The 26,707-nt window shown below is 43.5% G+C and carries 24 protein-coding genes; 13 read left to right on the top strand and 11 right to left on the bottom strand.

Annotated elements, in window-relative coordinates; genetic code table 11:
* The first annotated feature begins 10 nt into the window (after positions 1-10).
* Complete coding sequence (locus BLQ60_RS04045) at positions 11-1,420, top strand: FAD-binding oxidoreductase (protein WP_092616442.1); 1,410 nt, start codon at positions 11-13, stop codon at positions 1,418-1,420.
* Positions 1,421-1,513: 93 nt separating this feature from the next.
* Positions 1,514-2,926 carry an AbiH family protein gene (locus tag BLQ60_RS04040; RefSeq protein WP_092616439.1) on the top strand — a complete coding sequence of 471 codons (1,413 nt, stop codon included), beginning with the start codon at positions 1,514-1,516 and terminating at the stop codon, positions 2,924-2,926.
* Between the two features lie 55 nt (positions 2,927-2,981).
* On the opposite strand, the gene BLQ60_RS04035 is transcribed toward BLQ60_RS04040, so the two are convergent.
* A complete protein-coding gene (locus BLQ60_RS04035; protein ID WP_092616436.1) occupies positions 2,982-3,692 on the bottom strand; it encodes a hypothetical protein in 711 nt (236 codons plus the stop codon).
* A 200-nt stretch (positions 3,693-3,892) separates the two neighbouring features.
* Here BLQ60_RS04035 and BLQ60_RS04030 point away from each other — a divergent pair, with 200 nt between their 5' ends.
* From BLQ60_RS04030 to BLQ60_RS04015, 4 genes are all read left to right on the top strand, one after another.
* On the top strand, positions 3,893-4,978 hold the full coding sequence (locus BLQ60_RS04030; protein WP_143005178.1) for a hypothetical protein: 1,086 nt from the start codon (positions 3,893-3,895) through the stop codon (positions 4,976-4,978).
* Positions 4,979-5,077: 99 nt separating this feature from the next.
* Complete coding sequence (locus tag BLQ60_RS04025; protein ID WP_244515959.1) at positions 5,078-5,686, top strand: hypothetical protein; 609 nt, start codon at positions 5,078-5,080, stop codon at positions 5,684-5,686.
* 54 nt (positions 5,687-5,740) lie between these two features.
* The gene (locus BLQ60_RS04020; RefSeq protein WP_092616430.1) at positions 5,741-6,505 is read left to right on the top strand and encodes a nucleotidyltransferase domain-containing protein; all 765 of its coding nucleotides are present in this window, start codon (positions 5,741-5,743) and stop codon (positions 6,503-6,505) included.
* Positions 6,498-7,088, top strand: coding sequence for a hypothetical protein (locus BLQ60_RS04015; RefSeq protein ID WP_143005177.1), 591 nt, complete (start codon positions 6,498-6,500; stop codon positions 7,086-7,088). The genes BLQ60_RS04020 and BLQ60_RS04015 overlap by 8 nt, the downstream gene beginning before the upstream one ends.
* Positions 7,089-7,154: 66 nt before the next feature.
* On the opposite strand, the gene BLQ60_RS04010 is transcribed toward BLQ60_RS04015, so the two are convergent.
* On the bottom strand, positions 7,155-8,204 hold the full coding sequence (locus tag BLQ60_RS04010; RefSeq protein WP_092616424.1) for a D-alanyl-D-alanine carboxypeptidase family protein: 1,050 nt from the start codon (positions 8,202-8,204) through the stop codon (positions 7,155-7,157).
* Positions 8,205-8,427: 223 nt separating this feature from the next.
* Between BLQ60_RS04010 and gacA the strand changes: the two genes are divergently transcribed.
* Genes gacA through BLQ60_RS03990 form a run of 4 tightly spaced genes read left to right on the top strand, consistent with a single transcriptional unit; the run spans position 8,428 to position 12,586 of the window.
* On the top strand, positions 8,428-9,063 hold the full coding sequence (gacA, locus tag BLQ60_RS04005) for a response regulator transcription factor GacA (RefSeq protein ID WP_092616421.1): 636 nt from the start codon (positions 8,428-8,430) through the stop codon (positions 9,061-9,063).
* Positions 9,064-9,084: 21 nt separating this feature from the next.
* Complete coding sequence (locus tag BLQ60_RS04000) at positions 9,085-10,665, top strand: sensor histidine kinase (protein WP_092616418.1); 1,581 nt, start codon at positions 9,085-9,087, stop codon at positions 10,663-10,665.
* Between the two features lie 30 nt (positions 10,666-10,695).
* Positions 10,696-12,162: a sigma-54-dependent transcriptional regulator gene (locus tag BLQ60_RS03995; RefSeq protein WP_092616415.1), complete on the top strand. Its 1,467-nt coding sequence runs from the start codon at positions 10,696-10,698 to the stop codon at positions 12,160-12,162.
* Between the two features lie 34 nt (positions 12,163-12,196).
* A complete protein-coding gene (locus tag BLQ60_RS03990; protein WP_092616412.1) occupies positions 12,197-12,586 on the top strand; it encodes a VOC family protein in 390 nt (129 codons plus the stop codon).
* A gap of 40 nt (positions 12,587-12,626) precedes the next feature.
* Here BLQ60_RS03990 and BLQ60_RS03985 read toward each other — a convergent pair whose 3' ends face one another.
* From BLQ60_RS03985 to lptF, 4 genes are all read right to left on the bottom strand, one after another.
* Positions 12,627-13,955, bottom strand: coding sequence for a S41 family peptidase (locus BLQ60_RS03985; protein ID WP_171259045.1), 1,329 nt, complete (start codon positions 13,953-13,955; stop codon positions 12,627-12,629).
* 69 nt (positions 13,956-14,024) lie between these two features.
* Entirely contained in the window at positions 14,025-15,569 is a 1,545-nt protein-coding gene (gene gpmI, locus BLQ60_RS03980; protein WP_092616407.1) for a 2,3-bisphosphoglycerate-independent phosphoglycerate mutase, read from the bottom strand.
* Positions 15,570-16,001: 432 nt separating this feature from the next.
* The gene (lptG, locus tag BLQ60_RS03975) at positions 16,002-17,072 is read right to left on the bottom strand and encodes an LPS export ABC transporter permease LptG (protein WP_092616405.1); all 1,071 of its coding nucleotides are present in this window, start codon (positions 17,070-17,072) and stop codon (positions 16,002-16,004) included.
* A 1-nt stretch (position 17,073) separates the two neighbouring features.
* Entirely contained in the window at positions 17,074-18,123 is a 1,050-nt protein-coding gene (gene lptF / locus BLQ60_RS03970; protein ID WP_483069163.1) for an LPS export ABC transporter permease LptF, read from the bottom strand.
* A 263-nt stretch (positions 18,124-18,386) separates the two neighbouring features.
* On the opposite strand from lptF, the gene BLQ60_RS03965 reads away from it, so the two are divergent.
* Genes BLQ60_RS03965 through BLQ60_RS03955 form a run of 3 tightly spaced genes read left to right on the top strand, consistent with a single transcriptional unit; the run spans position 18,387 to position 20,979 of the window.
* Positions 18,387-19,805 carry a leucyl aminopeptidase gene (locus BLQ60_RS03965; RefSeq protein ID WP_378235230.1) on the top strand — a complete coding sequence of 473 codons (1,419 nt, stop codon included), beginning with the start codon at positions 18,387-18,389 and terminating at the stop codon, positions 19,803-19,805.
* A gap of 15 nt (positions 19,806-19,820) precedes the next feature.
* Entirely contained in the window at positions 19,821-20,267 is a 447-nt protein-coding gene (locus BLQ60_RS03960) for a DNA polymerase III subunit chi (RefSeq protein WP_092616396.1), read from the top strand.
* Between the two features lie 43 nt (positions 20,268-20,310).
* Positions 20,311-20,979 carry a hypothetical protein gene (locus BLQ60_RS03955; protein ID WP_092616393.1) on the top strand — a complete coding sequence of 223 codons (669 nt, stop codon included), beginning with the start codon at positions 20,311-20,313 and terminating at the stop codon, positions 20,977-20,979.
* Between the two features lie 6 nt (positions 20,980-20,985).
* On the opposite strand, the gene BLQ60_RS03950 is transcribed toward BLQ60_RS03955, so the two are convergent.
* From BLQ60_RS03950 to BLQ60_RS03930, 5 genes are all read right to left on the bottom strand, one after another.
* A complete protein-coding gene (locus tag BLQ60_RS03950; RefSeq protein ID WP_092616390.1) occupies positions 20,986-21,651 on the bottom strand; it encodes an ion channel in 666 nt (221 codons plus the stop codon).
* A 43-nt stretch (positions 21,652-21,694) separates the two neighbouring features.
* A complete protein-coding gene (locus BLQ60_RS03945; protein ID WP_092616387.1) occupies positions 21,695-22,534 on the bottom strand; it encodes a putative RNA methyltransferase in 840 nt (279 codons plus the stop codon).
* Between the two features lie 73 nt (positions 22,535-22,607).
* Positions 22,608-23,726: a phospho-N-acetylmuramoyl-pentapeptide-transferase gene (gene mraY, locus BLQ60_RS03940; protein WP_092616384.1), complete on the bottom strand. Its 1,119-nt coding sequence runs from the start codon at positions 23,724-23,726 to the stop codon at positions 22,608-22,610.
* Positions 23,727-25,136 carry a UDP-N-acetylmuramoyl-tripeptide--D-alanyl-D-alanine ligase gene (locus tag BLQ60_RS03935; protein WP_092616382.1) on the bottom strand — a complete coding sequence of 470 codons (1,410 nt, stop codon included), beginning with the start codon at positions 25,134-25,136 and terminating at the stop codon, positions 23,727-23,729.
* Between the two features lie 33 nt (positions 25,137-25,169).
* The gene (locus BLQ60_RS03930; RefSeq protein WP_092616379.1) at positions 25,170-26,702 is read right to left on the bottom strand and encodes a UDP-N-acetylmuramoyl-L-alanyl-D-glutamate--2,6-diaminopimelate ligase; all 1,533 of its coding nucleotides are present in this window, start codon (positions 26,700-26,702) and stop codon (positions 25,170-25,172) included.
* Positions 26,703-26,707 lie beyond the last annotated feature (5 nt).

Raw genomic sequence — 26,707 nt, 5'->3', positions numbered from 1 at the left:
GTTTAGCACTATGAATGCTTCTGTCAATTTACCTTCTGATTTTCTCACCACCATTCAAAATATCGTTGGTGAACAACGTGTTAAGACCGATAGCGACACGCTGGTGACGTGGGGCAAAGATCATACCAAACATTTTGATCCGAACCCGTCAGTCGTAGTTTTCCCTGCAACAACAGAAGAAGTGGCAGAATTGGTCAAAACCGCCAATCAATTCAACATCGCCATCACCCCATCTGGCGGGCGTACAGGCTTGTCTGCGGGTGCAGTGGCATCAAACGGCGAAATGGTGATTAGTCTTGATCGCATGAATAAGGTGCTGAACTTCTACCCTGCCGATCGCATGGTACACATCCAAGCAGGCATGATCACTGAACAACTGCAAGAATACGCCGAGTCGCAAGGCATGTATTATCCAGTGGATTTTGCCTCGGCAGGTTCAAGTCAGATCGGTGGCAATATCGGCACCAATGCAGGCGGGATCAAAGTCATCAAATATGGCATGACTCGCAACTGGGTACTCGGTTTGACTGTGGTCACGGGTAAGGGCGATATACTGCATCTCAATAAAGGCATGATCAAAAATGCCACAGGCTATGCGTTACAACATTTATTTATCGGTGGTGAAGGTACGCTTGGTATCGTCACCGAAGCAGAAATCAAACTGGAACGTCAACCGCAAGACTTACAAGTGTTGGTGCTTGGTGTGCCAGATTTTGATGCGGTGATGCCTGTATTACATGCATTCCAAAGTAAAATTGACCTAACTGCATTCGAGTTCTTCGGTGAGTTGGCGATGCAAAAAGTCCTCGACAATGGTCATGTACAACGTCCATTTGAAAGCACTTGTCCGTTTTACGTGTTGCTTGAGTTTGAAGCGCCGTTTGAGCCGATCATGGATAAGGCGATGGAATTGTTCGAGCACTGCATGGAACAAGGTTGGGTACTTGATGGTGTGATGAGTCAAAATCTTGAGCAAGTGCAGAATTTATGGCGACTACGTGAAGACATTTCTGAGTCGATTGCGCCATTTACCCCATATAAAAATGACATTTCCGTGTTGATTACGCACGTGCCAGCATTTATTGCTGAGATCGACCAAATCGTGACGGAGAATTATCCTGATTTTGAGATTTGTTGGTTTGGGCATATTGGTGATGGCAATTTACACTTAAACATCTTAAAGCCTGCGGATTTGTCTAAAGATGAATTCTTTGCAAAATGTCAGGTGGTAAATAAATATGTCTTTGAAACGGTGAAGAAATATAACGGTTCAATCTCGGCGGAGCATGGTGTCGGCATGACCAAAAAGCCATATCTCGACTACACTCGCTCAGACACTGAAATCGGCTATATGAAAGCCTTAAAACAAGTCTTTGATCCAAACAATGTGATGAATCCAGGGAAATTGTTTGATTTGTAATCTAAACACTTCGATCTACAAAGATTGAACTCCATACCAAAAATTGCTAAAAGCGTATCTGGTGATGCGCTTTTTTATGAGAATTTTATAACAATGAATATCTTAATCGTTGGTAACGGCTTCGATCTATCACATTACTTACCGACCAAATATGATCACTTTATGGATGTGATGAAAGCTATAGATGATTTTGATACAGGAAAAAAAGCACCCGATTTATCAGATCACAGTGTAAATGAGTGGATGACTCTTCTTGATAAAACTTTTGAAAAAAGAAAAGATCATGATAATTCACAATATGAGATGGACTTTGATAGCTTATATTCCAAAACTCGTGATGCTAACTTTATTTCAAAAACTAAAGAATTCTATCTTACTGATCAAATCATCTTATCATCTCAAGACGTTGTGAAACTTCAATATCGTTTAAAACTCAATAACTGGTATCAATATTTTAAAAATCATGTAGAGGAAATTAATACATGGATTGATTTTGAGCAAAAAATTGAAGAAGTACTGAATTCACTAGCCAACTGCATAGTTGAAATTGAGAAGTTAGAAAATTCATCGAAGTATCATGAATACTTTAACCTTGATAGAAACGGAAATTTGCTAAAAAAGGAGTTAAAAACTCTCGGTTTCTTTAACTTCTTTGCACTAGAAGAATACTCTAGACGCTCAATCCATTTAGATGGATCTTCAAAGCTTGTAAAAAGAAATAATATTAATCCGATTTTCTGTCACGGAGCAAAAATAGAATTCGGATTTAATCCAACATGCTTCTTAGGGTACTTGAACAATCAGCTTGATGAGTTTATTGATATTTTTGACCAATATTTATTGCTTGTAGTCAATCAACTACAACCTCAAACTCAACTACAAATAAGCAATGAACAGTGGGTTTATCCAGATAAAATTTATTCTTTTAATTATACGAATACGTATCAAAGAATCCACAACTCTACAGAAACTGAATATTTACACGGTAGTTGTGGGGAAAACCAAAATATTGTCTTAGGCATTTCTGATTTAGAACATGAATGTTTGAGAAGCTTGAAAGCTTATGGATTCACCAAATACCATCAAAAACTTTTTAAAGATACCGACTATTTATTCTTAGATAATTATAGAAACTGGATTAATGAAACTGATCGCAACATTAACATTTTAAAAGAAAGCATTAGCAGTGGTTATGCTACAGAAATTCGGTCTAGAGGAGAAAGAATAAGATTAAGACAAACTCAAGAAACACGATCTCTAAATCTTACTTTCTACATTTGGGGGCACTCCCTAGATGTTTCTGATAAAGATTACATAATTGACCTGTTCAGCTTAAATAATGACATAGATCGCAATGTGCGCATCATTGTGTACTTTTTCAATAAACCTGCAAAGTTTGCTTTACTAAACAATTTACTACGAATACTGGGCAAAGATCATGTCGAAAAGTGGATGAAAAAAGGGTGGCTCATGTTTGCGTCAAATCCCGAGATCAAAACTGTTTAAAATTCATTCATAAAAAAGCCAAACATTTCGTTTGGTCTAATTATTACAATCAAACTCACTCCGCCGTTGATTTAACAAATGGCTTAGAAAAATAATACAGCACCGCACCATACAGCAAAAGTATGCCCGCATAAAACTGCCAAAACATAAACCACCACAGCACACCATAATTTTCCTGAACCCATTTAATGCTCAGCGGTGGCTCAATCTCAAGCACAATGTCTTCACCTTGAATTTTCTCACCAACATCGATCACCGTCACTTTGAGTGTGGTTCGCCCAGACGGCAAGGCAAAATTTTGACGGTTACGCCAAGTCATTGCATGTGGATCGCCATCATCGACATATGGCAACAGATCACGTCGCAAGGTATCTTGCGAACGACTACTGACAGGTGTCGCCTCAAAGACCATCTGCTGTTCTGGCGACTGCACAAGGAGCTTCACAGGCGCTCCTGGCTGATCAAAGAATAATTGTGCACTTTGCGCATCCGAATCAGCTCGGGTACTAAATTTCCCCAATTCAGGGCGTTCCCTTGGTATCCGCTGGAAAGCCAACTGCATATACAGCGACGCAGGAAAAAGCCGAAAAATCTGCACCTCAGCCGTTTGCTGTGGGCTAAGTTTGAGATGGACTGTGTTGACCACCACAGAGATTTTAAACAACACTGTTCCGATCAGCACGACGACCACAAGGATCAGCCAGATGATCCACTGCACTTTATATTTGCTTTGCATTGCTCTGATTTTCATGGTTCTGTTTTTCATGTTTAGATTTCCATTATCGGGCTTTCCATCGCTGAGTGATTCACGGCGAATTATTCACAGTGAGCTGGCGTTATTGGTTGTTCATCATTTCGCTTTCCTTAGATCATATTCTATTTCACACTGTTTGAAACAAATCTTATTGAACATGATCACCACATTCAGGTTTAATCAATACATCTGTAGCTAAGCGCAGTTTCATCATGAGCAAAAAAGTCATCATCAGTACATTCATCCTGATCTTTACGATAGGCTGTACTGCGTTGTTCTTTTTATTCACTCAACCCGCCGTTTCTCCGCTACATAGCCAGCTTCAGACACAACTCCAACGCCTGATTCATGCTGAACCGTCAACACAATCATCAACCACAGAACCATCAACTGCCCTGATAGAAAATACTGCTGCCACACCGTCAGTGACAAGTGTTGATGAATCAATGCCAATAGATAAAAAACCAGACTTTGAAAATCAAAGCAATCCTAATCAGTCAGATGCCAATCCACCCGACTCAGCGCATCACGCACCGTCAAGCATAGATCAACAACCCGTCAAAGCCTTAACCGAAGTAAAGTTGACCACTGAACGGGATTGGATTTCAACGGATGGTTTATATTTTTTAAACCTCTATACAGGCAAATGGAATCCCAATGGCACGTTGTTTTACCTGACCAAGCGTGGTGGTGTGTCTTTTGAGGGTTTTCAAAAAGGGCTAGAAATTAAACTAAAATCTTTTAATCCCGAGCTGAGCTATGAGGCGACACCTGAATATCAACTCCAAGGCACTTTGGATATTACTCAAAATCGTTTTCTCGCCACCATGATCAATCACTATGAAAATACAACACGCAAAGTGACTTTCAAGCCAGCGATTCCCATTGATCATCGTCCCCTGCTGAATTTTAAGTTTTATGGTGTGGAAGACCCTGAATGGCATCGTGCATGGATTACCAAGATTGAGGTCATCGATAAGCGCAATCATGATGCAGTAAAACAAACATTGACTGGCTTTAAAGCAAATGATTATGCAGTGAATTATGCCGATCTGGATTATGACGGCTATTTTGATTTGATTTTAGATGTAGGCGAGCGGGTTGAGGATGATGTGATGCTGTTTTTCCGCTACGATCCCACACAGCAACAATTCGTTAAATCGACGCAATGGGATCACCTCGACGGACGACCAACACGCTATCCACAAAAGCAACAGCTCAATTTTGGACAAGGGATTCTGTATCAAAAAATGCCAAATGGACAATGGAAGCAAGTGCCTTGTTGCTATGCCGACTAGCGATACTGATGAAGAATTGTCGATGATTGATAACGCTTACTGATTCAACAACAGACTATGCTAAAGTAGAGCAAAAGAATTTTGAAAAAAGGACAACACATGAAAACAACTTTACGCACACTGATGACCTGCCAAGCACTCATCTTGGCAAATCTCGTATTCCTCCAACCTGCTGCTGCCAAAAGTCAAGCCACCAAAAGTCAAAATGCTGAAAAAGCACAAGTCCTACAACTCATCAAAAAGCATGTTGAAGTTAGCGCATGTACCACCACTTTAGATAAGAATAATTACCCACAACACTTGACCGACATCGACGATGTTTATCAGGTTGAGCGAGATCAACAGCGAGGCAGTGTAACCTACTTTGTGCTCTGGGGGGGTGACATGGGCTGTGATGGTGGCAGTGGCACGTGGTCATATCATGTCTCTACAGTCGAAAAGCAGTCATCCTACAAACCGTTTATGGTCATCAATGACCGTGCTTTTGGCTCTGCACTGTCGGCTGATATTAATTTCCGCTTCCTCGAGTCGATGAAACAACTTTCTGCTGACACCTTTGAAATCATCTCGTGGAACTATGCCGACGATAAATATGGGGGTAAGGATTCAGGCAACAATTTCCCCGCCAATAAATTTAAATACACCGTGCAGTATCAAAAAGGACAATGGCAAGTCAGCAAACAAGTGCTACTCGAACAAAATAAATAGCGGAAAAATAAACAGCTGTTAAATCCGTAGAAATATTAGGAGCAAAATCCATCGATGAATATCGAACTCGAAATTCAAAACCTGTTTCAACAACGTGATGATATTCCACTGTTTTATATCGAAAGTGGTAGCCGTCTGTGGGGCATGGCAAGTCCTGATAGCGACTATGATGTGCGAGGCTTTCACCTACCATCCAAAGCACAATATTATGACTACCGCAAACATCGTGACTTGATCGAAATCATGGATGGTGACTTTGATTTTGTGTCTTATGACCTAAACAAAATGTTTGGTCTACTGGCAAAAAGTAATCCCACAGTGCTGGAGTGGGTACGAGCGCATATTGTCTATTTCAATGTCTTTCCAGAATGGCAGATCTTTCAAACGGGTTTGCTTGAACGCATTGATTACAAAGCGCTTTATCATCACTATCTGTCTTTGGCAAAAGGTGGTATGCACGTCATGCAAAGCGCCGATAATTTTACCTATAAAAAAGTGTTTTACTCGATTCGTGGACTGATGTCCGCCGAGCTTGCCACACAGCAGATCATGCCTGAGCTGTTGATTACCAACTTATTTGCGCAAATAAAGCAAAATGATCCTTTGCGTCATTGGGCAGAGGATTATTTAGAGGTCAAGAAGCAACAACGTGAAAAAGCTCAAGTGCCTGAACAAGAACAACAGCAGATTTTGACATTGCTCCAACATAAAATCGAACACCTGAATCAGCAGGCTATTGAGTCAAATAATGATTTAACCCGATTGCAGCAATATCTCACTGAATATAGCGTGCATCTTAAAGAGCATTTTTATGGCTAATATGAAACAAGGAATCAAACGTCTTTGTTGCGTAATGGTATGGGTGATGGCGATACAGCTCAGTCATGCCGATGAACAATTGCGCTGTAGCAAAGACATGGCAAAAATCAAAAATATATATGCAGTTAAAAAAGATATTTTTGATCATCAACAATTTGAAGACTTACAAAACCACTTAAACCAATACGATTACACACGGCTATTTCAAAAAAATCATCCCAAGCAGACATATTATCTAGACGCATGGATTCCATCTGATCAAGCCACTGCAGATCTTAAAAGTGCTTTCGATGATAAAATGGAGACTACCTATGCTGTACATCAGCCATTTGCCAATTTCATCCTAAACGACCAAGAATTATGCTTAATTACTCTAGATATATCGTTTACATCTGATGAGGTCACAACAACACTTAAAAACTTAACTGATATTTGGGTTCGAAAAACCGACAGTGATCGATGGTATTTTTTTGAATATCATGAAGCGATCAGTCCTGAGGACTTTCAAGAATTTTTCCCAGACTTCCCTGAAAATATCATTTTTCCAATGACGGAAACTGATATAACTACTTTAGAAAATTAAATCAATGCAAATTAAAAATCCCAAGCATCAACTTGGGATTTTAAAAACTTACAAACTCAGTAATCGTTAGATACGTTTTGGTAAATGGCTGACCCAAGTCAACAATTTATTGGCGTCATTGGTTCGTGCCGAGCTACTCGATGCACCAAGCAAGACCACAATCGCTGGACGTTGGTTGACAGTCGTATGCATTACTACACAGCGCCCCGCTTCATTGATAAAGCCAGTTTTTGAAATATTAATATTCCAAGTACCGTTACGCACCAAAGCGTTGGTGTTGTTCGATTTCAATACACGATAGCCAAGATTGAAGTCATAATGTGGCGTGGTTGAGAACTGGCGAATCAAGCCATATTGTGACGCCGCACTGACCAAAATACCAAGATCACGTGCAGAGGCTTGGTTTGATGGATCAAGACCCGTCGCTTCAGAAAAATGTGAAGAATGCATGCCAAGCTCACGGGCTTTGGCATTCATCGCCGCCACAAAAGCACTCTTGCCACCTGGATAGGTGCGTCCAAGCGCCGCAGCCGCTGGATTTTCAGATTTCATCAAGGCAAAAAGTAAAGCCTCCGCACGATTCAGCGTATCGCCTGCACGAAGCGTTGAGCTTGAGTTTTTACCTGCTGCACCCGCAAAGTCGATCGGTTGTAGTGTGATTTTCTCAGACATGTCCAAACGTGCATCAGAGATCACCACTGCTGTCATCAGCTTGGTGATCGAGGCAATCGAACGTGCCGTATTGGCATTCTTACCGTACAGCACTTCACCCGTTTGTGCATCCATCACCAACGCCGCTTTGGCATTGACACTCGGTTGCGACGAGCTGTAGCTACTATACGATGCGTTGCTGTAATTGCTTGTTGACGTTGGATATTTGTTTGCCAGCGTGCTATTGTTGAGCACGATCGTTGATGATTTTCTCACTTGTGGTTGCGAGCGTGTCACCTGCGTCGTTACTTGCGCTGCGGGTTCATCATTACTTAAAAATTGACTGGCCTGCGAGTCAGACCAAGCAATATTGGCATTGCTAGATGGGTTTTGCTGCATATAAATTTCAGCAAAACTATAATGACATGAGACCATCGTGGCGAGTGCCAGCGTCAGTCGAGTCATCGCTTGTCGAGTTTTAGAGTGAGTTCTACGCATACACACAACCTTTATAAAACTTCGCTTCCTGCGCTAAAAAATGACTTGCCTAATGCTTGATCATGTATCATTGTTCAAACATCAGATAGCAAATTCGTTGGGTTCTGTTATAGGATTGCTAAAATTACGATGTAATTGCAAGTGAATTTTGCGTTATGTAACAAAAAAGTTAAGTTTTAGGGAGAAAAATGTGATCTCTGTATTAGTTGTTGATGATCATGAGCTGGTTCGTACAGGTATTTGTCGTATGCTCGAAGATCATCCCGAGATCGATGTGGTCGGACAAGCCGAATCTGGCGAAGAAGCGATTCTCCTCTGCAAACAGCTCCAACCCGAAGTGGTACTGTTAGATGTCAACATGCCTGGCATTGGCGGGGTGGAAACCACACGTCGCTTGTTACAGTCCGTGCCCAACACCCATGTGCTTGCTGTCAGTGGCTTATCTGAAGAGCCTTATCCATCGATGTTGCTCAAAGCGGGCGCAAAAGGCTATATCACCAAAGGCGCACCGATGACGGAGATGGTGCGAGCCATCAAGAAAGTCACCCAAGGCGGTAAATATTTTAGTGCTGATATTGCCGAGCAGTTGGCGAGTTCTTATCTCTCAGACCATCAGCAGTCCCCTTTTGATGCATTGTCTGAACGAGAGATGCAAGTGGCGATGATGGTGGTCAACTGCGTCAGCGCCCAAGAGATTGCAGATAAGTTGTTTGTCAGTGTCAAAACGGTGAACACTTATCGCTATCGTATCTTTGAAAAATTAAATGTCGACAGCGACGTAAAACTCACCCATTTGGCGATGCGTTATGGTTTAATAAAGCCTTAATAACAACCATATCTCCCAACAATGAGCACAACACAAAATTCACATCAAGATGAAACATTAAAGCGACTTGGTGCACCTTACACGGGTTATCGTTTATTTCTCGCTTTAGGGTTGCTGGCGATTTTATTAGTCAGCTTAAATGACTTGCTCATTGGCGGGCGCCATCCGCAGGCGTATCTTGCACTCAGTATCACTTATGTGCTGATTTGTGCGGTGAATTTTCTGACCTTTCGCTATAAGCCAATCCATTTACAGCGCCAGTTGTTTATTTATTTAATCATTGATTTTATTCATCTCAGTTGCATTTTATATCTCAGTACGGGACCGAATATCGCCATTGTCTTGTTATTTATGATGTTGGTGCTGGCTGCGGTGATGTTATTGCCTGCCAATCTCGCCATGATCATTACCCTGCTCAGTGTGATTGCGGTGGTGTATCAGCAGTTTTTTTATAGTATTTTTGGTCCAGATAATGTCGCCTTCATCGGTACTTCAAGTCTGATTACTTTGGTCTTTATTGGTACTTATGGCATTGCACGGATTGGGATTAGCCGTTTGAATTTTGCCGAGTCCGTGGCGACAACGCAACGCTCTGCGATCTTCCAACTGCAACAAATTAATCAAAACATCATCGAACAGCTCGACACAGGCTTTATGGTGCTCGATCAACAAGGCATCATTATCAGTATTAACCTGTCTGCGGAACGATTGCTCCAACTGTCTACCGAAATGTTGTTACGCACCAAAGATTTAAAGCATATCGATCAAGAGCTTTTTGATGAATTACGTGCACAAAAATCTCGTGCATTCAAAGGCAGTTTTACCTATAAGACCGAAAATGGTGAGTTACTCAATATTCATTATCGTCCGATCGTTACACATCAGCAGACCCAACAACTCACCTTATTTACCATCGAAAGCATGGATAAGATCAACCAACAGGTGCAACGCTTAAAATTGGCATCGCTCGGGCAGCTTTCTGCCAGTATCGCACATGAAATTCGCAATCCGCTCTCTGCCATTAGTCAAGCCAATGAGTTACTCGAAGAGGACTTGGATGAGGATTTGAAATCCCTCACAGCGATGATTGATAAGCAATGCAAACGGATCAATCGCACCATTGAAGATACCCTGAATATGTCAAGGCAAAATCAAACAGTGCCTGAGCAGATTGAGCTGTATCCGTGGTTGCGTTCGTTTATTCGTGAAGACCTGATGGATGTGCAAAAACATCTGCGCCTGACCATTGAAGACAAAACGCAACTGCATTTCGATCCGCATCAACTACGTTTAGTATTGATTAACTTGATTCGCAATGCGGTGCGTCACGGTCATCAGCATGTGCCGAATAGCCGTATTGACATCAAAGCCTATCATGTTGGTGATGCCACATTTATTGATATTATCGACCAAGGTGCGGGGGTGAATAATGCCCAATTACAAAATTTATTTGAGCCTTTTCATAGCACGTCGGTCAACGGCACAGGGCTTGGACTCTATCTTTCCAAAACTTTTTGTGAAGCCAATCATGCCCATTTGAATTATGTGCCACAGACACAAGGCGCATGTTTTCGTATAGAATGTGCTCGTATGGAAGATTAATAATTTTTTTATTTTTAGGGGAAATTTACGATGGCACAACCGATTGCCTTGGTCGTCGATGATGAAGAAGACATTCGCACTTTAATGCAACTGACCTTGAAGCGCTTAGCGGTCGATTGCGTGTGTGTTGAAAATGTCCGTCAAGCCAAGCTGGCACTGACTCGGCAATCCTTCAATCTGTGCCTGACTGATCTCAATTTACCTGATGGTAATGGCATCGAGCTGGTTGAACATATTCAGCAAAATTATACGGGCTTACCTGTTGCCGTAATCAGTGCTTACGGTAGCATCGATATTGCTATTTCTGCATTGAAAGCAGGCGCTTTTGATTTTGTCAGCAAACCAATTCAACAAAGCCAGCTCAAAGCACTGCTTGCCCATGCGCTAGAAAGTAATATCAATCCGATTTCTTCCTTAGATCTACAAATTGAAGATCAGTTGTTGCTCGGGCAGTCTGAGGTCATGCAAGAGCTGAAACGCACTTTGCGTAAGCTCTCTCGCTCACAAGCACCTGTTTATATTTCGGGTGAATCGGGCACAGGGAAAGAAGTGGTGGCACGGCTGATTCATCAACTCAGCAATCGCAATGAAGGTCCATTTATTCCTGTAAACTGCGGTGCGATTCCACAAGAGCTGATGGAAAGTGAATTTTTTGGACATAAAAAAGGTAGCTTTACAGGCGCACACCAAGACAAGGTTGGTCTATTCCAAGCAGCGCATAACGGCACCTTGTTTTTAGATGAAATCGCTGATCTGCCACTCGCCATGCAAGTCAAATTACTGCGTGCCATTCAAGAGAAAAAAATCCGTCCTGTGGGCAGTGATCAAGAGATTAGCGTCGATATTCGCATCTTGAGCGCCACCCACAAAAACTTGGCAGAAATGGTGCAGGCGGGCGTATTCCGTCAAGATTTATTTTTCCGTATCCATGTCATCGAAGTGATGATTCCCCCGCTACGAGATCGTGGCGATGATATTCTTTTGCTCGCAGAACATTTCTTAAAGCAAATTTGCCAAGACTGGCAACTCGAACCAATGCAACTCTCGAGTACCGCCAAATCGCATCTGTTGACGGGTTATTATGAAGGCAACGTGCGTGAGTTACGCAATGTCATGGAGCGTGCCGTGACTTTATGCGATAGCGAAACCATTCGCAGTGAGCATATCCAAGGTCTACGCCAACACGCCAGCAATGGTGCACCAAGTATTGCCGAACCAAGCATTACACAGCAAAATTTAGGGCAAGCATCAACAACTTCGAATAACCAACACGCCAACGCAAGTAAGCAACCTGAGCTACCCAAACTAGGCAAAGCGGGTTTACCGCAAGAGGGATTAGAAGATTACTTAGCTGAGATTGAAAAACGTTTATTAATTCAAGCGCTTGATGCGACGCATTGGAATCGCACTTTGGCGGCAAAAAAACTCGGTATGACCTTCCGATCATTACGCTACCGTTTGAAAAAATTTGAACTGGATAGTGACGAAGAAGAATAAGGCGTTACACCATTGAATTGTTAGGTATGTCATGATGAAAATTGACCGTATTGATCATCTGGTTTTGACTGTTGCTGATATTGAGCGAACCATTCAGTTTTACAGCACAGTCTTAGGCTTTGAAGTGGTTGAATTTGCACACAATCGAAAAGCGCTTCGTTTTGGTCAACAAAAAATCAACCTACACGAAAAAGGCAAGGAGTTTGAGCCCAAAGCACACGTAGCGACGTGTGGCTCAGCAGATTTGTGCTTTATCGCCGAAACGGATTTAAATGAAGTCCTACACGAGCTCAGACAAAAAAATATCGATATCCTCGAAGGTATCGTTGAACGCACAGGCGCAACAGGAAAAATCAGCTCAATCTACTTTCGAGACCCTGATCTGAATTTGATTGAAGTCAGTAATTATCAGAGCGCTAAGTGAGTGATAATTAGTTTATGATTTTCAGCGACGGGCATGTCGGTTATGGAATCATACGCCCAAACTGATTGCTGGCTTGTTCTTGGATTTGCCGATCAGTCTGTTGATCGCTCATATTCAGTTTACGATCTGCTTCGATACCTTTGCCTTCGATCATTTCACCATTTGGCGTGAAATAGTGCGAAACGGTCAATTGCACCGCACCTTGTTGTAGTGGAAAGAGTTTTTGTACTGCGCCTTTGCCATAGCTGGTTTCACCAAACACTGTCGCACGCTGATTTTCTTTCAGAGCCGCAGAAAATACCTCTGATGCAGAGGCTGAAAACCGATTTTGCAGGATCGCCACAGGGTAAGTGATCGGATCTTGACTGGCTAAGGCTTGGAATTGCTGTGCTGCTTCGATACGCCCTTTGGTGCTGACAATTAAACCCTTTTCCAAAAATAAATCCGCAAGCTCCACTGCAGATGAGAGCAAACCACCTGGATTGTCACGAATATCGATGATCACCCCTCGAATTGGCGCACGTTGCTGATAGGTACTTAGTAAACGCTGTACTTGTGGCACAGTATCTTGCTGAAAGGCTTTGATTTTTAAAATCAAAATGCGCTCATCGGTCAAATAAGGTTCGACATCATAATTTAACGCTTGATCTCGCACCACATCGGCAATCACCGAACGATTGCCCCGTTTGATCTTCAGCTTGACGACACTACCAAGTGATCCTGTCAACAGGTTATCGACAGTACGTTGATCAAGATATTGCACGGCATTATTGTTAATTTTTTCAACCACTTCGCCATTACGCAAACCCAGTTCATAGGCATCCGAACCATTGGCAATCCCTGCGATTTGCCATTGATGTTGTTCGGGAACGTAGCTCAGTTGAAATGGAATTTTGGCAATTTGCCCTTCGGTAAACTGCATCAGTTGTTGGTATTGTTCATCGGTCAGATAGCGTGAATATGGATCGAGCCCCTCGAGTAAACCATGACTGGCTTGCTCAAAGAGCTGATCATTGGAAACATTATCCACGTAGTTCTTTTTGACCAGCTGGAAAGTTTCAACAAATTGCCGAATCTGATCTATCGGGATATCTTCGACATTGGCATCATCAGGCGAATTTGCCAGCTCTTCATCATCAAGACTGAGCTGATCCTCCATATTGGCATCACTTGGCACAGTATCCGCATCGTTTGGAGGATTAAAATCATCCACGCTATCCGTTGAAGTCGCATTCGCTTGTGCCAACACCGTCTGTGATTGCTCAATTGGAGGTGATACAGCATTCGGATTTGCCCAAACAGACGTCATGGGCAACATGCCCAAAGTCGTGATCAGTGAAGTGAAGATCAATGGCGAGGTCTTTGACATCATGGCTTCCTTTTCCAATGAATCGGCAAATCAGTTGAGAATCTGTGCGTCGAAATCAGCGTGTCTTAGTCAGCGTGTCGTAATCAGATTACGTCCTTGCATTTCTGCGGGTACTGGAATATTCATCAAGTGTAACAAGGTCGGCGCAACATCCGCCAAAACACCATTGTCAGCGATGGTCGCCGAAGTCGGTCCAACATAGATAAATGGCACATGCTCTGTGGTGTGTTGGGTATGCACTTGTCCGCTGTCATAATCCTGCATTTGCTCAACATTACCATGATCGGCAGTGACAATCATATGCCCTTTATTCGCCATCACTGCATCATAAACACGACCCAAGCTGGTATCCACCGCTTCAACCGCCTTCACCGCCGCATCGAATACACCCGTATGTCCAACCATATCACCATTGGCGTAATTCACAATCAACAGATCGTATGTACCAGAATTAATCGCATCAACCAGTTTATCCGTGACCTCATAAGCACTCATTTCAGGCTGTAGATCATAAGTTGCGACGTTCGGCGATGGAACGAGAATACGTGTTTCGCCTTCATATTCGTCTTCACGACCACCGCTAAAGAAAAAGGTCACATGCGCATATTTTTCAGTTTCAGCGATACGCAGTTGGGTTTTGCCAAGGTTTGACAAATATTCACCAATTGAATTTTTCAATTCTTCAGGCATGTAGGCAACAGGTGCATCAATGGTGGCTTGATAACGAGTCAGCATCACGAATTTGGCTAAGTTTGGCACGGTCTTGCGTTCAAAACCTGCAAAGCCTTTTTCCACAAAAGCACGGGTCAGTTCACGGGCACGGTCAGCACGGAAGTTCATAAAGACAATGCTATCACCATCGTTGATGGTTGCGAGATCGCCAACACGGGTTGCTTTGACAAACTCATCGGTTTCTTCAGCAGCGTAGGCTTGGTTTAAGCCATCAACCGCACTATCTACCACACGAATCGCTTCGCCTTCGGTCAACAGCCGATAAGCCTGCTCAACTCGATCCCAACGATTGTCACGATCCATGGCAAAATAGCGCCCGATCATGGTAGCTATACGCCCTTGATTTGGATACTGCGCAAATAGAGCATCGAAGCGTTTTAAACTTGGCTCAGCACTTTTGGGTGGAGTGTCACGTCCATCAAGGAAAGCATGTAGATAAACGGTTGCACCACGCTTGAGTGCCAACTCACACATGGCTTCGATTTGATCTTCATGCGAGTGCACGCCACCTTGCGAGAGCAAGCCCATGATATGCACAGCACCGCCTGTCGCTTTGGCTTTTTCCACTGCATCAACAAGCACTTCATGTTCAAAGAAATCCCCTGTGCGAATATCTTTGGTGATGCGGGTAAAGTCTTGATAGAGCACACGCCCTGCGCCAAGATTCATATGACCGACTTCGGAGTTCCCCATCTGACCATCAGGCAAGCCCACATCTTCACCAGAACCAGAAACGAGACTATGCGGATGATTTTGTTTCATTGCCGTCAAGTGTGGTGTTTTCGCCGCCAAAAATGCATTATCTTCGACCGCTTCACGATGACCAATGCCATCCATAATCACCAATACGTGGGGAATTTTATGCGTTGCTACATCCGTCATTGCTTCATCTCAGGTTCTAATTCAAAAGTGAGATAATTTTACTCAAAATTACGGGGTAAATCTATGCATCACCCTGATCTCACCTTTAGCTTAACCACGGCTAAAACAGCTTGCACAGCACTTCACACATTTTAAATGTCAGCATATCACTGATATTTAAAGACTAAAGACCCACTACAGCATTCCGAATAGCAACGACAATCAATAAAAGAATAAAAAAGATCCAGCGAGATGGCGGATTGCCATTGTTATATTTCGCAGCAAAACTTGGTTTAATTAAACATGCCAGAATGGCAATAAATAACACATTGATTACAATTAAAAATACAGTCATGACTCAGCGCTTAATCCAAAATAATTAATTATTTAAATTCATAATTAAATATAAATAACATTATCTAGATTAAACTTCAACGATACTAAACCAAATATTTAACGCATGCGATGTAATAGCACCGCACCTGCGCCTAAAATTAAGAAAATTGGCACAAGCACAAACCACGCCGCCGATGGACTATAGATCAGGCTGGCATAGCCCAAAAAATCCTGCAAATAATAAAAGCCCAAACCAACAAATAGCGAAATCACCAGACGAAAACCCATCGATTGCTGTCGTAATGGTCCAAAAATAAATGAGCACGCAATCACCACCAAAGCAATCAATGCCAAAGGCGATGCTAGTTTTTTCCAAAAAGCCAGCTCATATTTCTTCGGCACTTGGCTATATTCTTGCATATAGCTCATAAAACTAATCAACTGGCTTGGTGCCAAATCCTCAGGATTGACCGTGACCATATGCACATATTTCGGCTGTAACGCCAATGGCAAATTTTCTGCGGCACGGGTAGTTTGCTGTGCTTCACCCATCGGAAAAATATCGACTTGCTCAATGCCTGAAAGCGTCCAGTTTTGATTCTGTTTAAACTGCCCTTCGTCAGCATTAATGGTGGAAACGATTCGATAATTATCATCGAAGTCAATCACTTGCACATCACGCAAATGTCCACCCGCATTGGCATAATCAATATGCACAAAACGCTGTCCTTCTCGTGTCCAATAGCCACGCACCTCCCCCAAGGACGCGCTATAGTTTTCTTTTTGCACCGCTTTGGCTTGCTCATGGGTATAAGGGATCACCCATTCACTCAGCGCAAAAGACAATACGATCAATAATAATGCAGGACGAATCACCCAGCCGACGATCCGCCACAGACTCACACCTGAGGCACGCATTACCACCAGCTCACTATTTGATGCCATCGTGCCCAAGCCGACCACTGCACCGATCAATGCACCAATCGGCAATAGTTCCAGCAGTTTACTCGGCGCATCCCACAAAATATACAGCAACGCCTGCCAAGCATTATAGTGTTCGTTGAGTTCGCCAAGCTCTGCAAGATAGCCAAAGAGCATCTGTAATAACAATAAAATCGCCGTTGCACCAATCATGGCAACACCTGTTGCCTTGATGACATGCCGAGCAAGAATACGACGTGACAACATATTAGCTTGCTCCTTGATTTAAATGCTTTTTAATTTTTGGTGCGAGCTTGTGTTTCTTGGCAAAGATTAAACCGACCACAGTATAGATGATTAAAATCGCAGGATACGCCCAAATCCCCAGCTCACCCTTAGTCATGCGGGTTTTGATCGCCATCATGGCGACAATCAAACTGGCAAAAATCATAATCGCAGGAAATAAGCGATAATAACGCCCTTGTCGTGGACTGACCTCAGACAAAGGCACTGCAAGTAGCAACGCCAATAAAATCACGAATGGCGCAAAGATTCGCCAACCCAACTCGCTCATGATCACATCACTTTGCTGACGTTTGCTCCAAATTTGCGACATGGTCATCGACTCGATACGCTGTGCTGACACCTCACCATCATCTTCAGGTTCAAGGCGCAAGCGATAGCTTTCGAATTCGGCTTGCAGATATTTTGGCTGTCCTGGGACAAAGCTATAACGACGTCCTTGATACAGATCAACAATACTGGCTTTTTCATTTTCTGCGGCGACACGACGTGCTTCTTTAGCGAGAATAATCACATCAGGCTGTCCCGCTTTTTCAGCTTTTTGATAGAAGAAAATGTCTTTGAGACTACGCCGATCTTCAGTCAAATCGCCCGCATAGATGGTATACACACCACTCGAAATAAACTCTTTTGGGCGCACCATATCAAAGCCACTGCGCACCGCTTGCGTGGTGGTCAGATGATCAAATGAACGATTTCCCCACGGCGCAATCCACAGCATTAATGCAGTGTGGATTGCCATGACCACAATGGCTAAAGGCAATAATTTTCGCCCAAGCTGTCCACGGCTAACACCACTACCATTGAGTACTGCCATTTCATGGTCGACATACAAGCGCCCAAAGACCAACATTAAACCGACAAAAAAACCCAAGGGTAAAATTAAAGTCAAAAATTCAGGCAAACGATAGCCGATGATGCTAAATAAAATCCCTGCATCCATCCGCCCTTGCGCAGCGACACCAAAGTACTTGATCAAGCGACCACCGAGCATCACTAAAGTCAGCAATGCCACAACCACAGATGACGTTGTCACCACTTGCTTGACCAAATATCGGGTAATAATCAAAGGCAAATTCCCAAAACTTTATTATGAAATAAATTGTGCTAGTTTACCTGAATGTCTGCTCGAGTGCTATTTTGCAGACCTGCAATAAAGGGGTATATTATGGTGATATTGTTGCACCACTTACACAACATGCATCAAAGCCAATGACTGCTTAGGATAATGATTACTTTATGAAACTGAATTTAATAACCGACCTACAAGCCGCTGAAATCACAGCACAACCTGTTATTCGTCTCATCCAAGAAGCAGGCGATGGTGAAAATATTGCATCGCAACTTAAAGCAAGTGAAATCGGCAATCTTGAACAGTGGTTAGCACTCAGCCAATTTGAAGGCAAATTCAACCAACTACAGCCTGTTTATGCACAAAGTGATGTTTTTCCACAACTCTTTGTACTTGGGCTGGGTGATATTGCGCAATTAAACGGTTCTAAACTGCAAAAGCTCGCACAAAGTATCGTCAAAGCCACACAAAAACTGGCTGAAACCATCACCATTGATCTGAGCAATTTGCCTGAAGCATTGCATTATCAATTTGCATTGGCTTTGACCCAAGCCAACTATGCCTATGATCAATTCAAAACCAAAAAATCAGAAATCACCTTAAAAAATATCAACTTCTTTGCTGAAAAAACTTCACTCGATAGCGCACAATTGACGCTACTGCAAGCCATTCAAAAAGGTCAGCATTTCACCCGTCATCTTGGCAACACTCCTGGCAATGTCTGCTTCCCAGAATATCTCGCAGATGAAGCGTTAAAATTGGCAGGTGAATTTCCAGACTTGCTCAACGTGAAGGTACTGAATGAACAGCAAATGGCTGATCTTGGCATGAATGCTTTTCTCGCCGTGAGTAAAGGTTCGGAGCGTTCAGGACGTGTTGTTTTACTTGAATACAATTCTCAACAAGCACAAAAACCTGTGGTGCTGGTCGGAAAAGGTGTGACTTTTGATACAGGCGGCATTTCACTGAAACCTGCGGCAACCATGGATGAAATGAAATTCGATATGTGCGGTGCAGCAACGGTACTCGGCGTGATGCGTGCTTTGTGTGAAAGTAAATTACCGATTCATGTGGTGGGTGCACTGGCTTGCGCGGAAAATATGCCATCAGGTCATGCCACTCGCCCAGGCGATATCGTCACCACCATGAGCGGTCAAACCGTCGAAGTGCTGAATACCGATGCCGAAGGTCGCCTAGTGCTGTGTGATACTTTGACCTATATCGCACGTTATGAGCCTGAACTGGTGATTGATATTGCAACACTTACAGGCGCATGCGTAGTAGCATTGGGTAAAGTGCTTTCAGGTCTATTTAGTCCTGATAATGCGCTTTCTCAAGACTTGATTGATGCGGGTGAGCAGTCCTTTGACCGTGTATGGCGCTTACCAGTGATGGATGATTATCAAGAATTGTTAGATTCGCCTTTTGCAGATATGGGTAATATCGGCGGGCCTTATGGTGGTGCGATCACTGCGGCGTGCTTCTTGCAACGCTTTACCCGTGACTATCGTTGGGCGCACTTAGACATTGCAGGTACAGCGTGGCTTTCAGGTGCACAAAAAGGCGCAACAGGTCGTCCTGTCCCACTATTGATGCAATTCCTTGTCAACCGTGTCAGTAATTAAGACTGTAAGAATTGCATGAAAATTAGTTTTTACTTGGTTGAAAAATCGTCGCAAACGCAGACCGAGGTGGTCTGTCGTTTGTGTCAGCAAATTTATACCAAGCATCCGATTTGGATTTATTGTCGTGATGTTGCGCAAGCACAGCAGTTAGACGATCAGCTTTGGACTTTTGCGCCAAGCAGTTTTGTGCCACATCTTCTAATTGATAATGCAAAAAGTACAAGCGATGTAGCACATCAGCGGTCAAACACACCGATTCTGATCAGTTGTGATCCACCGCCTAGACACAGTGAAGTCTGCATCAATCTCACAGGGCAGGCTTTGGATTTAACAGAAATCAAGCACGGCACACTACATTTAATCGAAATAGTCGGGCATAATGAAGATGAAAAAATCTTGTCCCGCCAAGTATTTAAAGCCTATCGGGCGAGTGATGTTGAGCCTGCGGTACATAAGATTTAAGCGCTTTTTTATTTTTAAATGATCAAACATCGAGGAGTCGATCGTGGCACTGAATGTCGGTGAAAACTTTACACAACGTTGGCTCGCCACACCTGAAGCCGTTCGCCAAACATTTTCTGATGAGCTCAATCACATCTGCGATCTACTCAACTCAAATGAGCATATCACCAAATGGCAGTATCAAGATGCTGTTTTACAGCAAAAAAATAAAAAAATTATCGAACGTGCCTATGCTGATCTCAAACAACAAATTTTAGCCGAACAAGCAAGGCTTGCCGAACAGCGCAAACGTCAGCGCCAAGCCGAACTTGAACAAGCGCTCGCCGAAAAGCGTGCGCTCGAAGCCAAACAAGTGGCAGAACTCGAAGCTCAAGAGCAACGCCAAGCACAGCATCAAGATGCCTATTTACAACAACTTGCCCAAGAGCTTCAGCAACAAAGTCATACCTCAAACTTTGACAATCAACGAAAATTTGATACGCAAAAGATTAAGCAATTTAACCGCAGTGAAAATCATGCCGTGACATCAGCAGTGGCTGAACAACATGCGCCTGTACCAGAAATAACTGAACATCAAGACTTACGCACTCGCTTAGAACTTGAAGCGGAATTTTATATCGAGCAAACTTTGCAACAGCTCAAAACCAAACTTCAAGCGGCGGCACAAGAAGAAATTGAATTGATCCTGTCACAGCAACAGGATGCGAAATAAAGTTTTTTATTTTTTAGGCACATGACGAATATATTGTAAGGCAATCAATCGAGAAACGATCAACGCCAAATACATCACTGCGCCAAACATCTGCAACGATACCAGCACCCGTGCCAGATCACTTTGTGGCACGATGTCGCTGAGACCTGTGCCCGTTTGTACGCTAAAACTAATAAACATCAAGTCCACCCAAGAGCGTGCTTGACCATTTTCCAGATTAAAACTATTCATATCCCAAAGCTGACAGGCACTGTACATAAAGGCAAACGCCCACACCAACAGCGTAAACACACTTGCCGCCGCAAACAGCTCATCCCGAGTCAGATAGCGATCATCGAACATATAGCGAGTCAGACCATAAGCCGCACAAAGATAAGCCGCCGCTTCAAACAAATGCGCTGTAATCAAGATACTTGGGGAATCCGCACCGAGCATCACGACTAGCGACAACAGCAATGCAGGAATCACGCAGAGCATGCCGACCACGGTATACATCGCCGTGACTCGAATAATCTGCGCCACCATGAGCAATGCCAAAGTGCCTAAAAACCACGCAAACGCATTGTGATTGAAAATTTGGTGGGTTAAGGGTGCGGTAAACAACATCAGCAATTGCACAGCGAGTAGCCAAGCTGACGGTAAACTTTTAAAACTTTGCAAAAATTTAAGCATGACTACCGCACTTTCCCAAGAATATCGATAAAAACCTGAGCGTTTAATCTACGCACTTTTGTAGTAAAAATAAACAAAATGACGCACTGAGCTGGAATGTTTGCTGTGCTTCTAGGGCTTGTCGTTTCTCCGCCTTGGCTTTCCACGCATAAGGTGTCATGGCGATGAGGTCTGTTAATTGCTGTTGATCTAAGTTGAGATCAGTCGTGATGATCTGCTTAGAAATCAGTGAGAATTCAGGTGACATTTGTGTCACGAATTTATCAGGCTCATGTGCGTTCACTTCATCAAACAAGGCGTCACGCATCGCAAATAAGTGCTGTGGTGCAGGTGTGGCAATGATGAGATAACCATTTTTCTTTAATACCCGAAGCATTTCCGCTTTCGGTAATGGACTAAACAGACTGCTACAGACATCCATCGATTGATCAAGTACAGGAAGCACTGCACCTGTTCCCACTACCCAAGTGATATTTTGCGCTTTGTTATTTTCATTACTTTGTTGTGCTTGTTTGGCAGCGGTCTGTACTGCACTTTTGGCAATATCAACCGCCACCACTTGAGGCACAACGCCTCCCATCGCTTGAGTGTAATAGCCTTCGCCACAACCGATGTCTAACAGCGTTTTTGCTGAAATGGAGTGTAATAATTCACTGACTGCTTGCTGTAGCGGTTGATATGTACCTGAACTCAAAAAGCGTCGGCGTGCCGCCACTGCCTCAGGCGTATCGCCAGGATTTTTGCTGTGTTTGTGCTGTACCACATGCAGATTGACATAGCCTTGCTTGGCTTGGTCATAACTATGCCGATTTACGCATTGCCACGTTTTTCCATCGAGATGCAACGCTTCTCGGCAGATTGGACACATCAACAGCTCAGACATATTTCACTTTCCACAATAACGGTTGATCTAAATAAAAAAGCCAGCGTAGCTGGCTCATTTAAATAGAAATTGTTTAACGTAATTTTAACGTCATCAAACCCAAGACAACTAATATGATGGTAATAATCCAAAAGCGAATCACCACTTGAGTTTCTTTCCAGCCTTGTTTTTCATAATGGTGATGCAATGGCGCCATCAGAAAAACCCGTTTATTGCGCATCCGCAGTGAACCAATTTGCAAGAACACTGAAATCGCTTCCATAACAAATACACCGCCCATGATCGCAAAAACGATCTCTTGACGTACCATCACCGCAATCGTACCCAACATCGCACCAAGCGATAGCGCTCCAACATCGCCCATAAACACTTGTGCAGGATGAGCGTTGTACCACAAGAATGCCAGTCCTGCGCCAATCATCGCCGCACAGATGACCACCAGCTCGGAGGTATATTTGACATAAGGAATATGCAAATAATTGGCAAAGCGTATATCACCCGCCAAATACGCAAATACGCCTAAACCAGCCGCAACAAGCACGATCGGCATGATCGCCAAGCCATCTAAACCATCGGTCAAATTTACCGCATTGGATGCACCATTGATCACCAAATAGGTAAAGATAATAAAGGCGATACCAAATGGAATCACAGAAAATGGAATGCTGAGATTTTTAAAGAACGGCACCAGCAAATCCAGCATATTCGAAGTAATCACAGGATCAGATTGCATCTGCGCAATACAATACAAGCCAATGCCTGCACCCAACGAGCCGACAGAAGTCCAAAAGAATTTCTTGCGTGCAGGTAAGCCAGCATTGTCTTTATAACGGATTTTAATCCAGTCATCCGCCCAGCCGACCGCACCGAAGATCACCATCACCCCAAGCACAATCCACACATAGGGATTGCTTAAATCCGCCCAAAGTAGCGTGCTAATGCCGATAGACATCAAAATCAACACACCGCCCATGGTTGGCGTGCCCATTTTTGCTGCATGGTTTTCAGGGGCAAAGCTACTCACCGCCTGCCCGTATTTCAATGCACGCAACTTACGGATCATGACGGGCCCAAGCAATAGACCGATCCCCAATGCCGTTAAAACACTCAGTAGCGCACGTAAAGTCAAATAACGGAATACTTGGAAAGAATCGTGATAATTCGCCAAGAGTTCAAAAAGCCATAACAGCATTTATAATGTCTCCACCAATGCGCCCAATAAATGCTCCATATGGGTATAACGTGACCCTTTGAAAAGCAAACTCACTGGCTGTGGTTGATGTTGTTGAATAATTTGTTCAAGGCGTACTTGCGCTTCATCTTGCGTGGCAAAAGCATCGCAATGTGACACATTTGCACCTTTGGCAAAAGCTGGCGCATACTCGCCCACTGCGATGAGATAGTCAAGTTGTAGCTGTGCCAAATCTTGTCCGAGCTTCTGATGCTCCATTTCTGCATCTTCACCGAGCTCGCCAATATCACCCATCACCATGACTTTGACACCTTTTTGCTGGAGCAAAACTTGGGCTGCTGCACGCATCGAGGTTGGATTGGCATTATAGGTGTCATCAATCAATAAGAACTGATCTTTTTCAATAAAGTTGAGTCGCCCTTTTGCACCTGTTGCCTGTTGTAAACCAATCGCAATATCTTCTAAAGACACGCCCATCGCCAACGCAAAGCTGGTCGCTGCTTCGGCATTCTGCACATTATGCGCCCCTGCGAACGGCAAGTCGATCTGTACACTGCCCTTTGGCGTATTTAAGGTGAATCGCGAAGATTGCGCTAAAATCTCAATCTCCGTGGCATAGACATCGCCACCTTGACCAAAGCGAATCTGTGCACGATCACTCACCACATCATTCACAGTATTTTGAATCTGCATTGCATAATCATCTTGGGCAGGAATAATCGCCGTACCCTTATTTTTGATATGGGCATAAATCTCTGATTTGGCTGTGCAAATCGCATCACGCCCGCCGAATTCACCCAAATGCGCCGTCCCAATATTCAAAATCCCTGCCGCATCTGGCTGTACTAAACCACTGGTATAATCAATCTCACCAATATGACTGGCACCAAGCTCCATCACCGCATAGCGATGATCCGCACGAAGCTCTAACAACATGATTGGCACACCGAGATCATTATTCAGATTGCCACGGGTGACTAAAGTTTCACCGAGCCGTGAGAAAATACTGCCGAGCATTTCTTTGGTAGTGGTTTTCCCGCTACTGCCTGTCAATGCCACGACTTTTAAATCCTGACATTGCTGACGGCGATATGCACCCAAATGTCCCAAAGCCAAACGGGTATCGGCAACAATCAACTGCGGAATATTCACAACTTCGATAGCACGTTCGACAATCACACAGCTTGCGTTTTGCATTGCCACTTTTTCGACGAAATCATGTGCATCAAAACGCTCACCTTTCAGCGCTAAAAAGGCATCGCCAACTTTCGCATCTCGTGAATCGGTGACAATACGCTGAATATTATCTGCTGGCTGAATGCCTTGATGCCAAACGCCTTGTGTCGCCTGTTGTAATTCTTGAATAGTCCACGGATCAAGCCGAGTGGTGCTGGTGGTTGAGGTGTGCATGTGCTGCGATATTCCTTAATTCTTGATCAATAATTATTCTGCGGGATAGCTTTGTGGCTGATGAGGCTGTGCCTGAATTGCCGATTCCACTTCGACCACATCATCAAACCAATGACGCACCCCATCAATTTCTTGATAATTTTCATGCCCTTTGCCTGCGATCACCACAATATCACCTTGTTTGGCTTGACGTACTGCAAACTTAATCGCTTCACGGCGATCATGGATTTCATGGAAATTTTCAGCGTTAACCATTTGCTCAGACAAGTTGGCTTTCATATCAGCAAAAATTTGTAATGGATCTTCTGTACGTGGGTTATCCGTCGTCATTAACACTTGATCAGCACAATCTATCGCGGCTTGGGTCATCTCTGGACGTTTGCCCCGATCACGATCACCGCCACAGCCATACACCGCCCAAAGCTGATGCTCAACATGCGCCTTGAGGCTTTGTAGCACTTGTGCCAAAGCATCTGGTGTATGCGCATAATCGACGATAAATAATCGCCCTTGATCGGCAATGACTTGCATGCGACCTGGTGCGCCTTTTAAGTTTGCCACCAACGGCATAATATCTGCCAAAGCATAGCCGAGTTTTTCCACACAGATGATCGCTGCTAAGACATTTTCCACATTAAAACGTCCAAGTAGTGGGCTATTGACCTGATACTCGCCACTTGCACACTGCAAAGTGAAGCTCGCACCATCTAAACTAAACTGCACATTGCTGAGATGATAATCCGCATCATCATGACGCATACTATAGGTGGCAATCTTAGGCTGAACAGGATTATTTTTGGCGTGTTCGACCATCAATGATGCAAAATCATCATCTTGATGAATCACCGCATGCTTTAAACTTGGAAAATCAAACAGCATCGCTTTCGCTTCGGCATAATTTTCTAAAGTTTTGTGATAATCCAAATGGTCACGACTCAAATTGGTAAAGGTAGCGACGGCTATCGGCATACCCGCCAAACGCCCTTGTTCTAAACCGTGTGAGCTCGCCTCTAATGCCAAATAACGAGCACCTTGCAAGCTATAATCATAAAAAGACTGCTGTAGATGCAACGCATCTAGCGTGGTATGCGTCGAGGCTTGCAGGTTCGGTAAAATGCCATTACCCGTCGTACCCATCACGGCGGTGGCTTGACCAAGCATCGTCAATAACTCTGCAATCAATCGTGAAACGGTGGTTTTACCATTAGTGCCTGTAACTGCAACGACTTGTGCTAAATCAAGCGGTGCTTTTGCCTGTAAAAAGTATTGTTGTAATAATCCGAGAATTTGACGTAATTGAGGCAGATACAGCACGTTTTCATGTGCAGGAATTTGAACTTCGGTCAGTACACCGATTGCACCTTTTTCTAGTGCGCTATTGATATAGTGCTGGGTTTTTTCAAGGTCATTATTGATGCCTTGTAAGGCAATAAAAATATCACCTGATTGCACTTGACGACTGTCTAATTGGAAACCTGAAAAAGTGTCATTCGCCCATTTTGGCAAACTCGCATTCGCTGTAATAGAAGCGATTTCACCTGTCCAAATGTATTGTAATGTGCTCATAAATT

It is taken from the genome of Acinetobacter marinus, assembly GCF_900096915.1.
Lineage (GTDB): Bacteria > Pseudomonadota > Gammaproteobacteria > Pseudomonadales > Moraxellaceae > Acinetobacter > Acinetobacter marinus.
The sequence above is the reverse complement of the archived record's forward strand: the minus strand, read 5'-3'. Positions and strand labels throughout refer to the sequence as shown.